The organism is Gardnerella nova (assembly GCF_049244055.1).
Taxonomy (GTDB): domain Bacteria; phylum Actinomycetota; class Actinomycetes; order Actinomycetales; family Bifidobacteriaceae; genus Bifidobacterium; species Bifidobacterium vaginale_H.
Map to the genome: position 1 here is coordinate 756,585 of NZ_CP058369.1, position 15,780 is coordinate 772,364.

10 protein-coding genes and 1 tRNA gene are annotated in these 15,780 nt (G+C 43.6%); all 11 read right to left on the bottom strand.

Going from position 1 to position 15,780, the window contains the following annotated elements:
- Positions 1-380 precede the first annotated feature (380 nt).
- On the bottom strand, positions 381-1,835 hold the full coding sequence (locus HXT56_RS03170) for a leucine-rich repeat domain-containing protein (RefSeq protein ID WP_421778426.1): 1,455 nt from the start codon (positions 1,833-1,835) through the stop codon (positions 381-383).
- A 318-nt stretch (positions 1,836-2,153) separates the two neighbouring features.
- Positions 2,154-4,478: a leucine-rich repeat domain-containing protein gene (locus tag HXT56_RS03175; RefSeq protein WP_421778427.1), complete on the bottom strand. Its 2,325-nt coding sequence runs from the start codon at positions 4,476-4,478 to the stop codon at positions 2,154-2,156.
- 379 nt (positions 4,479-4,857) lie between these two features.
- A tRNA-Arg gene (locus HXT56_RS03180) sits at positions 4,858-4,931 on the bottom strand.
- Positions 4,932-5,049: 118 nt separating this feature from the next.
- Complete coding sequence (locus HXT56_RS03185; protein ID WP_421778428.1) at positions 5,050-5,724, bottom strand: ATP-dependent Clp protease proteolytic subunit; 675 nt, start codon at positions 5,722-5,724, stop codon at positions 5,050-5,052.
- A gap of 3 nt (positions 5,725-5,727) precedes the next feature.
- A complete protein-coding gene (locus tag HXT56_RS03190; protein WP_284346605.1) occupies positions 5,728-6,339 on the bottom strand; it encodes an ATP-dependent Clp protease proteolytic subunit in 612 nt (203 codons plus the stop codon).
- A 35-nt stretch (positions 6,340-6,374) separates the two neighbouring features.
- Positions 6,375-7,808 (bottom strand): chloride channel protein, encoded by a 1,434-nt coding sequence (locus HXT56_RS03195; protein ID WP_421778429.1) that lies wholly within the window; start codon positions 7,806-7,808, stop codon positions 6,375-6,377.
- A gap of 587 nt (positions 7,809-8,395) precedes the next feature.
- Positions 8,396-9,751, bottom strand: coding sequence for a trigger factor (gene tig, locus HXT56_RS03200; RefSeq protein WP_421778430.1), 1,356 nt, complete (start codon positions 9,749-9,751; stop codon positions 8,396-8,398).
- Between the two features lie 51 nt (positions 9,752-9,802).
- Positions 9,803-11,188 carry an HRDC domain-containing protein gene (locus tag HXT56_RS03205; protein WP_421778431.1) on the bottom strand — a complete coding sequence of 462 codons (1,386 nt, stop codon included), beginning with the start codon at positions 11,186-11,188 and terminating at the stop codon, positions 9,803-9,805.
- 106 nt (positions 11,189-11,294) lie between these two features.
- The gene (locus HXT56_RS03210) at positions 11,295-12,209 is read right to left on the bottom strand and encodes a hypothetical protein (protein WP_421778432.1); all 915 of its coding nucleotides are present in this window, start codon (positions 12,207-12,209) and stop codon (positions 11,295-11,297) included.
- Between the two features lie 157 nt (positions 12,210-12,366).
- Positions 12,367-13,248, bottom strand: a complete 882-nt coding sequence (pflA, locus tag HXT56_RS03215) for a pyruvate formate-lyase-activating protein (RefSeq protein ID WP_116711820.1) — start codon at positions 13,246-13,248, stop codon at positions 12,367-12,369.
- 91 nt (positions 13,249-13,339) lie between these two features.
- Complete coding sequence (gene pflB, locus HXT56_RS03220; protein ID WP_116711821.1) at positions 13,340-15,715, bottom strand: formate C-acetyltransferase; 2,376 nt, start codon at positions 15,713-15,715, stop codon at positions 13,340-13,342.
- Positions 15,716-15,780: the final 65 nt, after the last annotated feature.

A 15,780-nucleotide genomic window follows, 5' to 3' on the forward strand; every position in this document is an offset into this window, starting at 1 on the left:
CTCCCAACTGCATTATTACGGGCAACGTAACCCATAATCTGCTCAACGTGTTGCCTCTCCCCAGTATACCCAGGGGGCCTCAACCATATATAACGGATCTATTTACAGGCAATGGCATCAGCCATTCATTGTGCACTTAATGGTGCGCGAAGAATAATAAAAGGCGGCAGAGTAGGACGCTCTACCGCCTGACGTAAATCTAGCTGCGAAACTAGCTGTGGAACTAGCTGCAAGTTTATCTGCGAGTTTGGATGTGAGTTTGGATGTAAATCCGGCTTTATAACTTTATAACAGAGTAAGCCTGCTGAAAATTGCCAGCTAACTTTTATCTGTTAGAACATACAAGCCGCAACTCACAAGCGCAACTCACAAGCCAAAACTCACACACCGAGATTTGCATCGTCCAAATCTAAACCTTCAAAATCAAAGTCATCGAAGTTGAAATCGAAATCATCCATGTTGAAATCGAAATCATTGAGGTTATCGTCTGCAACCGTCTCACTTGCCTGAACATTTTCTACGTTCGAATTCAGCCAATCTTCGATATTAAAATCATCAAATTCAATATCATCCATGTTGAAATCATCGAAATTAAATTCATCGAGATTTGCATCATCTTCTGGCTTATTCTTTTCAGCTTCAGCGGCAACTTCGGCTTCATTCTCAACATCCGTCTCAGCCTTATCTGCTGCTGGCTTCTCTGCTGCTGGCTTATCAGCAACAGCTGGCTTCTCAGCGTCGCCACCTGCCTTAGCGTTATTATCCTCTACCGGCTTTTCAGAATCTGCTGGTTTCTCGGAATTTGCTGGTTTCCCGGAATTTGCTGGCACTACAGGAGCCGAAGGAGCTGCTGGAGCGACTGGAGCAGAATCCGCAGGATTAGAAGCTGGAGGCACTGCTGGCGCAGGCTGCACATCATTAGGCTTATTTTCTCCCTCTACATTATCGAGAGCAGGATTAGGAGCAGCAGGATTAGGAGCTTCAGAAACAGATTCACTTGCCTTGCCTGAATTTTCATCGACTTTTAATTTCGCACCATTAGGCAAAACCTTCTGCAGAGCTTCCTTATCTTCTTCACTTATATTACCGGCAATATCAAGTTTGCCTAGTTTATTTAAGCCTTTTAACGCCTCAGCAGATTCTCTCGAATAATTTACACTCACCCATTCCAACTTAGTATTGTTTTTCAACAAAGCGGAAGCGTCAGTCACCTTTGTACCGCCAAGACCTAGTGCCACAAGATTAGTCAACTTAGAAAGAGAAGAAACGTTGGAAATGCTTGGATTATTATCAAGGTGCAAACGTTCTAAGTTGGTCAAACTAGCAAGTGGAGAAACGTCAGAAACTTTCGTACTGATAAGATCTAATACTTTCAAGTTTGTTAAGTCTTTCAACGCCTTAACGTCAGAAACTTTCGTGAAATCCAAGTGCAAATTTGTTAGATTCTTCAGCTTACTTAAAACAGATATGTCAGATACATTAGTGTTACCAAGTTTAAGAATGCGAAGATTGGTAAAATACTTAAGATCACTGATATCAGTTATATCAATATCCTCATCTGCATTATTATATAAACCCAAATCTTCAATTGTTGACGCCTTGGCAGGGGTGATTTCAGCAATTTTTTCCCCAGATTTGATATCTTGATTCAGATGCTTAAGTATTGCTTTCTTTAATGCTTTGTTAGTAAATTGAATAGGCGTATTAGGATTTTCAGTAGTTTCGGCAACCACAGTTTCACTCGCATAAGCGGTAGTTGGCATTGCTAGTAATGTAAATCCGCCGAGCAGCGTAGCGGTAGCTGTTAAGGTCGCTATAAACTTCTTATTCATCATGTACACCTTCTTTTTTAATTCCCAAAATATTGTTGTTACTTCACGGAGCGCAGCGCTTACAGATTATTCCATTTTTAGCCGTCAAAGCAGTTATCTATAAGCATAGGCCCTACGGGTATAGATTACAGGATAAACAGGAACGACACGCCCGAATTCACGCAAATATTTATAAGTCGTTTGACACGACAAGCAAGCACGCGTCTTTTGATAAAAATAGGCGGCGAGGATGCAATCCCCACCGCCTTACTAAATTGTTTTATTTAGTTATATGCAATCACTCCACTGCAATAAGAAGCAGAGCAATAAACCGTTCGGTGATTATTCAGCAATAGCTGGAGCAGCCACATCAGCCTGGGCAGCAGGAGCAGCCTCAGCATCAGACTTAGCATCAGACTTAGCATCAGAATTTTCAGACGAAACAGGCGCAGCCTCGGTCTTAGCAGAGTCAGCAGGCACAGCAGGAGCAGCTTCGGAATCATCCACGCCAAAGTCACCCAAATCTAAATCATCCAAATCCAAGTCGCTAAAATCGATGTCATCGAAATTAAAATCATCAACACTGAAATCATCAGTGTCACTTACATCAGAAACATCTGGAGTATCTGAATCATCCGACACATTTGACACATCAGACATATCACTCAAATCAAAATCACTCAGATCTATGTCATCAAAATTAAAATCATCGAAATTAAAATCAACATCCGGATCTACTGAAGGATCTACTGAAGGATCCACCGGCGGATGATGATCAACAGGAGTATCAGGACGTATTTGATCGTCGACATTAACAAACACTTCTGGGAAATTCTTAGATAAAGTATTTACTGTATCATCATCAATCGAAGGATTAACATTAATCATCCACAACTTACCAAAGCGGGAAAGAACAGAGTCACTAGGAACACTAGTACTGTGCACTTCAATTTCAGTCACCAAATCCGCAATAGTATCTATATTCTGTGACTTAGCTTGTGAGTCATCAATTGTTAGATCATCGACTAACAAATCCTTTAATATCGAGAAATCTTGATCCCCGATACCAGCAGTATTAAGCCCTAAATGACAATCTAATCCAACAAATGGTTTCAAACTTGAAACAGGCATATGAGATACATAAGCAAAACTCAAGTTAGGCAAATCTGATAATGGTGACAATTTACTGATAGTAGAATTAGTAAGACCTAAACGAGATATCTTAGATCCATTCAATTGAGATAAATCAGAAATTGTAGAATTTTCTATATGTATATCTTGCAGATTTTTTAGTCTAGTTAACGGCGACAAATCAGAAACATCACTAGAATCAATAGTCAAGTCCCTAAGTTTCGTCAAATTGCTCAACGCAGACAAATCAGAAGACTTATCAGCCTTAATAGTCAAGGTTTCCAAATTCTTCAAATTGCTCAACGCGGACAAATCAGAAACCTTACCAGCCTTAATAGTCAATTTAATAAGTTTCGTCAAATTGCTCAACGCGGACAAATCAGAAACCTTACTAGCATCAATATCCAAATAATGAAGGTTCGCCAAATTACTCAACACAGACAAATCAGAAACCTTACCAGACTTAATAGTCAAGGTATAAAGATTCTTCAAATTACTCAATACGGACAAATCAGAAACCTTACCAGACTTAATAGTCAAGCCACTAAGGTTCGACAAATTACTCAACGCAGACAAATCAGAAACCTTACCAGACTTAATAGTCAAGCCACTAAGGTTCGACAAATTACTCAACGCAGACAAATCAGAAACCTTACCAGCAGTAATATCCAAATCATTAAGGTTCGTTAAATTGCTCAACGCGGACAAATCAGAAACCTTATCAGCAGAAATAGTCAATCGATCAAGATTCTTCAAACCAGACAAATCAGGCAACTCAGAAACCTTATCAGCATAAATATACAAATACTTCAGATTCTTCAAACCAGACAAATCAGGCAACTTAGAAACCTTATCAGCAGAAATACTCAAACTATCAAGATTATTTAACCCAGTCAACGGTGGCAACTCAGAAGCGTCACCAACATTAATACTCAAATCCTTTAGTTTCGACAATCCGGCTAACGGCGACAAATCATGAGCATTGCTAAGACCAATACTTAAATTCTCAAGATTTGCTAAATCAGCCAACGGTGACAAATCAGAAACCTTACTATCATAAAGATATATTTTCTTCAAATTCTTAAGACCAGATAACGGTGACAAATCAGAAATGTTAGGAGCTGAAAATTGCAATTCTCTCAAATGCGTTAAATTAGCTAATGGAGACAAATCAGAAGCGTTAACACCTTCAAGCCAGATATATTCAACGTTAGGGAAATAACGTAGATCTGAAAGATCGTTGATACGCAGCCTTCTCACAGACTCGATTGGGTTCTTGCTAAAGACATTGCTTATATTATTAATCTCTTTAGCTTGAGCCTTAGTAATCTCATCGTTATCAGGCTGATTGTTATACATTACAATTGCACGCTTCAGCACAGGATCTTTGAACTTAATAGGCTGATTATCTTCGTCTGTAGTCTGAGTGCTGGTAGCCTCATCCGCGTAGGCGGTTGCTGGAGCGACAGCAAAAACAACGCCGCTCATAAGCGTGGCCGTAGCAGTCAAAGTTGCAATGAACTTCTTATTCAACATATGTACCTTCTTTAACTCGTATGCAAAACTGGGTCACGCCCAAAACTCTTTGCACTTGGTATCAGTGGCCCATAACCATAGATAATCAAAACGGTGCTACCCAAGTGGTTATCAACAAGCCCAAACGCGCCACCAAAGTCAGAGTACTCAGAACAAGAGAAAACGACATGCGAAACCAATACGCGCAACCAGTGCAGCGCTAGCATACAAGCTAGCTAAACCCCAGAGCAGCTCCCGTTTTTGGCTCCATCTTCAACGCAACTGCGACTTATGTTATCTCGTACTTTAATCACGGCATATTCTTCGATTTGATAACGCGCATTGAGCTGTAAAAAAAAACATACAAAAAAGCGCGGAACCGATGCTCCGCGCTTGCCTGTGCGCCAGACAGGATTCGAACCTGCAACCTTCTGATCCGTAGTCAGATGCTCTAATCCGTTGGGCTACTGGCGCATGTTTTCCGACTCCAAGAACCAAGCTCTTGTTTCCGGCAACTTGACTAATATACAACCATCCGCAGTAAAACACAAACCCCGGCGTGTCGACCGGGGTTTGCTGCATATTCTACGCGTTACGCTCTATGCTCAAGCACTTCATCAACCATGCCATAAGCCTTCGCTTCTGGCGCGGTCAAAATAGTATCAACCTCAATATCTTTGCGAATACGCTCAATATTTTGACCAGTATGCTTAGCCAACGTAGCTTCCAACCACTCTCGCAAACGCAACATTTCCTTAGCTTGAAGCTCAATCTCAGTAGCCTTGCCAAAATCCTGACCCATTGAAGGCTGGTGAATGAGCACGCGAGCATTAGGCAAAATCATGCGCTTACCTCTAGCACCTGCAGCAAGTAAAATGGCAGCAGCAGAAGCAGCCTGACCTAAGCAAACCGTTTGAACATCCGGCTTAATATACTGCATAGTATCGTAAATAGCAGTCATAGCAGTCATGGAACCGCCTGGAGAATTAATATACATCATCACATCGCGATCAGCGTCCATACTCTCCAACACCAAAAGCTGAGCCATAATATCGTCAGCAGAAGTGTCATCAACCTGAACACCCATGAAAATAATGCGATCCTCAAACAGTTTCGTATACGGATCTTGCGTTTTCAAGCCGTACGGTGTCTGCTCCCCAAACTGTGGAAGCACATAACGATTAGTAAAACGTTGCGCAGAAGCAACACCGCCAAAACCAGCTAAACGCTCCGCGCGCGCCACAAATTTCGCTTCTTCACTTGCCATAAATTACTCCTCACCGCGCATAGAAGCAGGAGTGGTCACAATCTTGTCTACGAAACCATACTCCAACGCTTGCTGCGCTGTAAACCAGTGATCATATTCGTTATCTCGATAAATTTCCTCAACAGTATGACCAGTCTGCTTTGCAGTCAATTCAGAAAGCGTTTTCTTCATATCCATAATCAGTTCAGCATTAATGCGAACATCCGTAGCCGTACCGCCAACACCACCAGAAGGCTGGTGCATAAGCACGCGAGCATGCGACGTAATAAAACGCTTACCAGGAGTGCCAGAACTGAGCAAGAACTGACCCATAGAAGCAGCCATGCCAACAGCAATAGTTGCAACATCTGGTTCAATCAACTGCATAGTATCGTAAATCGCCATGCCTGCCGTAATAGAACCGCCAGGTGAATTAATATACAGCCAAATATCCTTCTTAGGATCTTCTGCGGCAAGCATCAACATTTGCGCGCAAATAACATTGGCATTCTCATCTTTTACTTCAGATCCCAACCAAATAATGCGATCTTTTAATAACCGATTAAAAATAGAATCAGTTGGGGACGGTGCTTCAGCCTGTTCCATAACAGGAGAAGCTGTAAAAAACTCAGTCACCTTATCTCCTTACCATAAACTTAAGTATTCCTAGATTATCGTGTGTGCGTGACTGTAAAGCAAAAATGCGAAATAAAGTACTCAATACAATTAGCTACACAACTAGATACAATCACAGCAAATAGCATAAGAAAAAGTAACTCAAACTGTGCGTTTACTAATTCAGCAACTAAAAGCCACGCCATAATTGGAGCTTTTCTGGAAGACGCAAGTAAAGAAGCAGCACCAATAATAGCTACAGAAATTGCAGAAACTTGCGAAATATCAAAAGTTGAGGAGAAAGCAGTGTATAAAATCGCGCCAAAGCAAGCGCCAGTTGAAATACTCGGCTGCAGAACGCCGCCGGAAGCTCCATATCGCAAAACAAGAAAAGTAACAACCATTTTCATTATTGCAAGAATCAGCAAAATTTTCATAATATTCGGAACAGCTGCCACAAATGGAAAACTAGATACAGAAAACGCAAGCTGAGAAAGCGACCTACCATTCCCCATAATATGCGGAAACCAGCAAGCTGCAATACCAATAATTAAGCCTGCTACAGGCATCAAACAAAGCATTTGCATGCCACGCAAAGCATGAGTGCGGCACCAAATAATACCCAAGCGAAAAACGTAACCAATTAAGCCGCACACTGCACCAACAGCAACAGCTAAAGCGCAAATTTGCCAAGAAATATCGCAAGAAAATTGCGGAATATTGTAGTAGCTAGAATGATGCAGTAAAAATTCAACAACAAACGCCGAAATATAATTCATAACAAGAGCAAAAGGCAAGCAATACAAACGCTCAGAACGCGCAATATTTTTAACTACATTAGCTACTACAGAACCATTTTCGCGATTTAGCCACGCGTAAAAACCAACGCCCTGAGTTTTATTAAGCAGGCCTAACGAAAGCACGGTGCCAGCTAAAGGCGCGTGATACACTGCAGCCAAACCAGCACCTGCAGCAGACGCAACTAGTATGCGCTGTGTTTTATCAGACAAGTGAAAAATACTGCTGTAATGCTGAGCAATCATTGCAGCTAATTCTCGCGGAGCTACTTCCCTGCCGATTGAAATTCCAGAACCAACAATGCCGATTTGCAGCAAAACGTGTGCGATAGTAGAAAAAATTGGCATGCTATTTCCGTTAACAGCTTGCGGAATTGTGACAATACGAGGCGGATTCTCTCTTTTACGCAACAAATACCACGCTACTGCAGCAATAGTCATAGCAATCGTTGTAGATAGTACGTAGCGATACCACGGAAGCCCTGAAAATACAGTATTTTTAGCAGATTCGATTGAGCCAAAAGCAAGATATTGTACTGCGTAAAAAGTAAGCGTAAGAACTGTTGCGCCTAAGCCGGTAAGAAGTCCAAGAACTACAGAAGCTGCAGCAAAACGCGCTACTCGAATTGCGAAATTAAGTAACCTGCCAAATCTGTAACAAGATTCAGCCTTCGTTTCATCGCTACTATCCATAACTTCTCGCAATTCTTAATATTTTCCACAATTAGTTAAGTTCTTGTTTGGTGTGGCGCGAGTTTGAGGGGATTTCTCTCCTCAAACGTCCCGTCCTTCAGTCGCTCTGTTCTTAAGCGTTCGTAATGAGACGCTCGCGTTTTACTACGCTCGCTTGAGAAACTCGCGTTGGAAGTCCCCCGGACTTCCAACTTAAGCGAGTTTCCGCATTGAAGTGCCTACGCGCGCTACGCTTTAAGCGCTCCGGCAAGTCAATGCGCCTCAGTCCTCTTTTAGTTTTCGTAGAGAAATCCCCCAAACTCTGCGTGCTAATCGTTAATAACCGTGTCTATCGCCGAGATTTTTCGATTTTTCTTCTTCGCTCGACTTGTCAGTAGCCTACGGCTCTGACGTCCGTCTTCGCTCAGCGCGAAAAATCTCAAATCTCTACCACACTAATATCCCTACAAATTAATTTGCGCAGCCAACCGTAAGATAAATATAATTAAGACCCAGCAGAATAGAATAATTCCGCTAGGTCTTACTTAAAGTCGTTACGATTAAATTCGTTACGATTACAATCGTTACGAAATAAACGCAGCTATCACTTACTTGTTAGCAAGCTCGTCAGCAACGGCAGCAGCCTTAGAAGCAGCCTCGACGCTTTCGTCCTCAGACTCGTCTTCGTCGCTCAAGAAAGCGCTCAAGTCGACAGGCTCACCGCCAGAAACAAACTTAACAGCGCGCATACCGGCAAGAAGACCCTTAGAACGAGCGACTTCCTGAACAGCAGAACCAAGCTGACCATTGTTGATAATTGCACTGATGAACTGGTTTGGATTCATACCGTACTGCTGAGCAACAGAAACTAAGAAGTTGCTTACGTCTTCCTGAGAAACGGAGACATCAAGGCTCTCAGCCAAAGCATCAAGCACCATCTGATCGCGAAGCTCCTTCTCAGCAGACTTCTCGGCTTCTTCCTTCTGTTCCTTCGTAGCCTTCTCAGGATCTGGAGTCATACCCTTCAAATGCTCGGCAACAGCCTTTTCAAAAACACCCTTTGGAACTGGAATCTCAACATCTTCCTGAAGCTTAGCAATGAAAGCATCACGAGCGTTAGTAGCCTGACGACCTTCGGCAGCCTGCTCGCAAGCCTTGCGAACATCAGCTTTAAGCTCATCCAAAGTATCAAACTCAGAGGCTTCCTGAGCGAAATCGTCGTTAAGCTCCGGCAATTCCTGAGTCTTTACGGAATTAACCTTAACCTTAATCTGAGCCTTCTCACCCTTATGCTTGCCGGATTCGAGAGTACCTTCAAAAGTAGTCTCTTCGCCTGCAGAAAGGCTATCCAAAGCCTCATCCAAGCCATCGAGCAACACGCCAGAACCGATTTCATAGCTTACGCCTTCTTGTGCGTCAACCACTTCATCGTTAATGCGGGCTTCCAAATCAATATTGGTGTAATCACCCTTGGCAGCTGGACGATCAACGCCAACTAAGGTAGCAAAACGCTGACGAAGATTCTCCAAACGGGCTTCCACGTCCTTGTCAGAAACTTCTGGCTTCGCGACCTCAATTTCAACGCCCTTGAACTTGTTCAGCTTGAACTCTGGACGACGCTCAACGGTGACAACAAACTTAAGCTTGGCGTCCTCGTCAGTTGACGTTGGCACTTCCTGCACGTCAAATTCTGGCTGATCCATTGGGCGAATCTTCTTTTCTTCCAAAGCCTTTGAATAGAACTCTGGTACAGCGGAATTGACGGCTTCACCGGCAACAGCTGCAAAACCGACGCGCTGATCTACAATCTTGCCTGGCACATGACCCTTACGGAAACCTGGCACATTAATTTGCTTTGCAATCTCTTTACGAGCCTCGTCCAAGAATGGGTTGAACTCTTCGAGATCTGCGGTAATGGTGAGCTTAACCTTAGTTGGCTCAAGATTCCTGACGCTGATTTTCACGCTTGCGCTCCTGAAATTACGTTTTCTACCTTCTGCCGTATGGCACAACCGTTACATGATAGCGCGAGTTACGGACTCAGCTATAAGCGACGCCTGCCACGGACGCGCACCCTGCTCTAATAGAAACTCAGAAATATCAACTTCACGAATATTCTCAATCCAACATAAATTGCGAATAATCTGTGGTTTAATAATCACTTCTACCGGCGTACGCGTATCTTCAGCAATCTTGGCAAGAGTAGAACGAACACGCTGCAACTGTTCATAACGAGTAGGATGATGCTCTTTCCAATAGCGCATGGAACGCGGCGCAGTTTGCGCATCCTGTAGGTTCTGTACGTCATCAGATTCGCAGCTAAGAGTCTTATTTGACCGGTGCGATTCGTGCGATTCTCGCGCACCAGCACACACTGTGCCGTTTGGAAGCACCGTCGTTACATCACTCATAGCAGTTTCGCCAGTTTGAGCATAGTCAAGCGCTTTTTCAATAACATTTTTCCAAAGAGACGGCTTAATTTTACGCTGAATTGGAGCGTAGCGTTCGAACATTTTGTCTTGTTCACTGCCGGTATGTATACGCACTCGCTCGTTCAACACGCGAATTGCACGAAACGCACGAGCATTGCGCGGCTTGCGTTTTCCAGCTTCAATAATTGCAGCGTCAGAAAGTAGCAGTGTAGGCGCAATATCGTATTGGCGAGCTAAAGCGTCACGCTCTTGCCACAATGCTTTTGCAATAATTAAACCAACGCGATCGTGCATAAGAACGCTTATATGAGATATTCTCAACCACGGACGCGGATGCGGTGCTTTCTTTTGCGCTCCCTTGTTAAGTAAGTGCGCAAATTCTTCCTCCGCCCAAGAAAGTTTACCTTGTTTCTTTAGTTCCGCACGCATGACTTCTTCTAATTCGATAAGTAATTCAACGTCTAAAGCCGCGTAATTTCGCCAATCTCTAGGAAGTGGACGATAAGACCAGTCCGCTGCGGAATGTTCTTTTGCGAGGGTAAGCCCTAAATAATATTCAGTTACCGAACTTAAACCGAATCGTTTTCTTCCAAGCAGTTTAGCCGCAATCTCAGTATCAAATAAAGCACGCGGGCGCAAACCAATATCAAAAAATCCCGGCAAATCCTGCATCGAATCGTGAATAATCCAAGGCGCATCCCCTACTGCCTCGTTAAACTCATGCCAATCAACACCAAGCTTTGCAAGCGCTACAGGGTCAAGCAAACCAATGCCCGCACCTTTGCGCTTAAATTGAATCAGCCAATCTTCATGACTATAACGAAAACCGGAAGCTCGCTCAGCGTCCGCAGCCAAAGGTCCCGTTCCTGCTGCTAGTAAACTGCAATATTCTTTGTATGCTTCAAGCGTGTCAATGACTTCTGGAACTCCTTCTCGCGGCTCTTTTAAAAGCTTTGGTTCCTCGTTCAAGAAAGCCTCCTGATTGTACGCTTAGCAAACACATGCACTTAAAACTATACGTAATATTACACACATAGTTTGCACATTGCTACAGCGAGTAACGCAACCGGATATTCTAATTACGAGATTTACGCAACAATAGTATTCCTCGAGTAATCGCAAAACCTAATACGCTTATAACTAAGGTTGGAAGCATTGCAGTAAGGAAATATGATGCGTCCAAATAGAAGAATCTTAACGATATTGAGCCAAGACTAAAGCACACATTCTCGGCTACATTTTTAGAACCACAAGGTAAACCGAGCAAATGCAGAGGTACTGCAAAATACACTAAAAGCGCGTCATAAATAATACCTACAAGTACCACAATCCATCCGCCTTTGCCAGCCATTCCAGCGCACACGGACACTCCAGCCATAAGCAAGAATGGGAATATCATAAGCGAAATCATAATGCCAATGCCTTCGCTCAATAGCACGAGTACTGTAGAAGCAATATAACCAATAACTAAAGTAAACCAGCAACCAGCAAGAATATTATGCTTAGAAATCCAACTATCTTCTTTCATAAAATCTGTTTTACTCAAGCAATACTCTTTAACAGCATCCAACACGTAATATCCAAAAGCGTAACCAACCCAAGTACCAATAATTCCGCCAAAAGCAATAATTAGAAGCGCAAGTATTAACAAGCCGAAAGAAAGATTACTGCCTGCATAAGGATAAGACGCAAGAAAAATGTCGAAAAGTATGCCACATAACACGCTTAATATCGATGTGATTATCGGCAACGTTAAGCTTCTGGAACGCAGCATAGCAAATAACGATTGAATAACAAAAAATATTACAACAAGTAAAACTGCTGGACCACACGCAACTGAAACACTTAAATGACTACTATGCACCAATGCGTAAGGAGCGGAAGCAAGAACAGTCACATAAAAAATAAGCGAAACAATCACAGCAACCAAAGCCACAGTATGCGCACGATTCCAAGTACAATATTTCTTCAATTCCTTCAACTTCTCCACGATAAGCTCCTTTGCCTATGCAATATTGAATATTGATGAGATTCTATCATAAACAAAAAAAATGTAAATATAGAAAAATACGCTCTTAACAGAATTATTACAACTTACAGAGCGATATAATTTAAGCACTTCGACAATTCAATGCGCATATTTAGATTTAATACACTACAAAACCGTGGTCTTTGAACTGATTTACAACTCTCTCTTTAAGCGCTTTAGAAGGTCCTTTTTGATTCTCAAGAGGGTACGGAATCCTAAGCTCATGCCACTTTGGGCGGCCTAGTTGATGGAAGCCAAGCACGTCAATATGCTCAACAGCATCCCCAAACGAATCGCAAATCTCGGCAACTTTTTCAACGTTTTCTTCGCTGTCAGTCAAACCTGGAACAAGCACAAAACGCACCCAAATCTTCTTACCAGCCTTCGCCAATCGCTGACCAAAGTCAATAGTTGGCTGAAGCAAGCCGCCGGTAACTTTTTTATATGTTTCTTCAGTGCCGGATTTAACGTCTAGCAAGCAAAGATCGATATCGTCAATCATTTCATCCGTATAATTGCGATTCAAAAAGCCGGAAGTGTCTAGGCACGTGTGCACGCCCATTTCCTTAGCTGCACGAAAAACTCTAGATACAAAAGCTGGTTGCATCATGGATTCGCCGCCAGAAAAAGTGATTCCGCCGCCTGTTGCTTTGAACAGACTTTGGTAGCGATCAACTTTTTTAATCATCGCATCCAAGTAGACCGGCTTACCGTCGCGCATTTTCCAAGTATCAGGATTCTGGCAGTACTGGCAACGAAGCGGGCAACCACTCATAAACACTGTCATACGAGTTCCCGGACCGTCGACAGAAGTATTAATATCCCATGAATGCACGAACCCAATATCGCCTGTTTTAAGCGCTATCAGGCGATCTTTGCGATCCAATCCAATTGGGGATTCAAAACCAGAAAGACCACCCATTAATGTTTGACGGGCATACTCTTTCGACTCCTTCAACATGTGCTGTGTTGTAGTGCGAAACGCTGTATTTTCAACCATTGAGCTGCCCTCCAAACTACTGTATGAATAATGAGCAAAGCCGGGAGCGAAACTAATACTCGCTCCCGGCGATGTCTAACAATCAACCAAATCAGTCAGATACTGAACCCTGGTGGAATGTACGAGAAATAACGTCGAGCTGCTGCTCCTTAGTGAGCTTTACGAAGTTCACTGCGTAGCCGGAAACTCGGACCGTCAAATGCGGGTACTTTTCTGGGTGCTCAACAGCATCTTCAAGCTGTTCCTTGCGCAAAACGTTGATGTTTGCGTGGTACAAGCCATGGCCGTTGCCAGCATCCAAAATACCAACCAAGTTGTTAATGCGCTCGTCTTCGTCACGACCCAAACCGTCAGGAGTAATGGTGTTCGTAAGCGAAATGCCGTCGAGAGCATCGTCGTAATCAATCTTGCCAACAGAGAACATAGATGGAAGCATGCCGTGAGAATCCATACCGTTTTCTGGGTTAGCGCCTGGAGCGTAAGGAGTGCCCTTCTTGTGTCCGGATGGGAAGGAACCAGTGTTCTTGCCATACTCAACGTTAGAAGTGATGGTCAAGATGGACTGCGTTGGAACAGCATTACGGTACACAGGCAAACGCTTTACCTGACCCATAACCGTGCTTACAACCCACTTAGCCAAGTCGTCGGCGCGATCGTCGTCGTTACCATAAATTGGGAACTCGCCAACCGTCTTGTAGCCAACTACCAAATCGTCATCTGCGCCCTCAATGTACTCGTACTCGTGGCCTTCGGTGGTCTTAGCATCCTTGTTGTAGATTGGATAAACCTTCGCATACTTCAAAGCAGCTAAGGAATCTGCAGCAATAGACAAGCCAGACATGCCGCAACCAAGCGTACGATAAACTTCCCTATCATGCAAAGCCATTTCAATGGACTCGTAAGCGTACTTATCGTGCATGTAGTGGATGATATTCAAAGCTTCAATATAGGTTTCGGAAAGCCATTCCAAAGCCTTCTCGTAGTTAGCCTTAACCTTCTCGTAATCGAGAGTACCGTCAGCTTCTGGACGAACCGGCTCAATAACGCCCTTATCGATAACCTGCATGCCGGTCATCTCGTCGCGACCACCGTTAATAGCGTAAAGCAAAGCCTTTGCGGAGTTCACACGAGCAGCAAAGAACTGCATTTGCTTACCGACGCGCATTGGGGAAACGCAGCAAGCAATAGCAGCGTCATCACCCCAGTGCTCACGAATGTCTTTATCGGACTCGTACTGGATTGCAGAAGTGTCGATAGAAATACGGGAGCAGAAACGCTTGTAGGCTTCTGGAAGCTTTGGATCCCAGAAAATGGTGATATTTGGTTCAGGACCCGGTCCAAGATGTTCAAGAGTCAAAGTGTTGAGCAAGCGGAAGGAAGTCTTGGTTACGAAAGTGCGACCATCCTCGCTAAAGCCTGCATCGGACCAGGTTGCCCAGTAAGGATCACCCGAGAAGATTGCGTCGTAATCCTTCGTGCGCAAGAAGCGTACAATACGAAGCTTCATAACAAGGGCATCAATAATTTCCTGAGCGTCAGTTTCGTTAATTAAACCGGCCTTCAAATCGCGCTCAAAGTAGCAATCAAAGAATGCAGAAACGCGACCGAAGCTCATTGCAGCGCCGTCCTGGCTCTTAACGGATGCAAGATAACCCATGTAAGTCCACTGTACGGCTTCCTTAGCGGTCTGAGCTGGACGAGTCAAGTCCAAACCGTACTCGTTACCCAAGTTAATAAGCTGCTTCAAAGCCTTAATCTGCTCGTCATGCTCTTCGCGGAAACGAATCCAATGCTCAATCTCAGTCTCGGTGAAATCGTTGCGGTATGGAATCGAATCCTTATCGCGCTTCTTGAACTCAATAAGCATGTTAACGCCATAAAGAGCCACGCGACGATAATCACCAATAATACGACCACGGCCGTAAGCATCCGGCAAACCGGTCAGAATCTTATTATGGCGAGCAATCTTAATATTCTTGGTATAAACACCAAATACGCCATCGTTATGCGTCTTGCGGTAAACGGTAAAAATCTTCTTAACTTCAGGATCTACTTCCTTACCAGCTTCCTTAATAGCCTGCTCAACCATGCGCCAACCACCGTTTGGCATCATAGCGCGCTTGCAAGGCTCATCAGTCTGCAAACCAACGATAACATTATCTACTTCTGGGCTTTCAATATAACCTGCTGGCATAGCGTCAATGCCTGCTGGAATATGCGTTTCCACGTCATACACACGGCGCTCACGTTCAACAGCCAAGTAGTTATCGTCAAGATACTTCCACATGTGCTTCGTCTTCTCAGTAGCATTAGCTAAGAAGCTTTCGTCACCTTCGTATGGAGTGTAGTTCTTTACGATGAAGTCACGAACGTCAATATCTTTTTTCCAATTGCCGTCAGTGAAACCGTCCCAAGCCTTGGTGCGAAGATCCTCGTCACTGAGAACGGAAGCATCAACTGATGTCATTTTTAAACTCCTTTTATAATCGCAACGCATCTTCACGCTGCCTTACTTAACTATGGTAAAACATG

Excerpts from the sequence above, each read along its gene's own strand:
- pflA (WP_116711820.1), bottom strand. The coding sequence starts at position 13,248 with ATGGTTGAAAATACAGCGTTTCGCACTACAACACAGCACATGTTGAAG.
- pflB (WP_116711821.1), bottom strand. The coding sequence starts at position 15,715 with ATGACATCAGTTGATGCTTCCGTTCTCAGTGACGAGGATCTTCGCACC.
- HXT56_RS03170 (WP_421778426.1), bottom strand. The coding sequence starts at position 1,835 with ATGATGAATAAGAAGTTTATAGCGACCTTAACAGCTACCGCTACGCTG.
- HXT56_RS03175 (WP_421778427.1), bottom strand. The coding sequence starts at position 4,478 with ATGTTGAATAAGAAGTTCATTGCAACTTTGACTGCTACGGCCACGCTT.
- HXT56_RS03185 (WP_421778428.1), bottom strand. The coding sequence starts at position 5,724 with ATGGCAAGTGAAGAAGCGAAATTTGTGGCGCGCGCGGAGCGTTTAGCT.
- HXT56_RS03195 (WP_421778429.1), bottom strand. The coding sequence starts at position 7,808 with ATGGATAGTAGCGATGAAACGAAGGCTGAATCTTGTTACAGATTTGGC.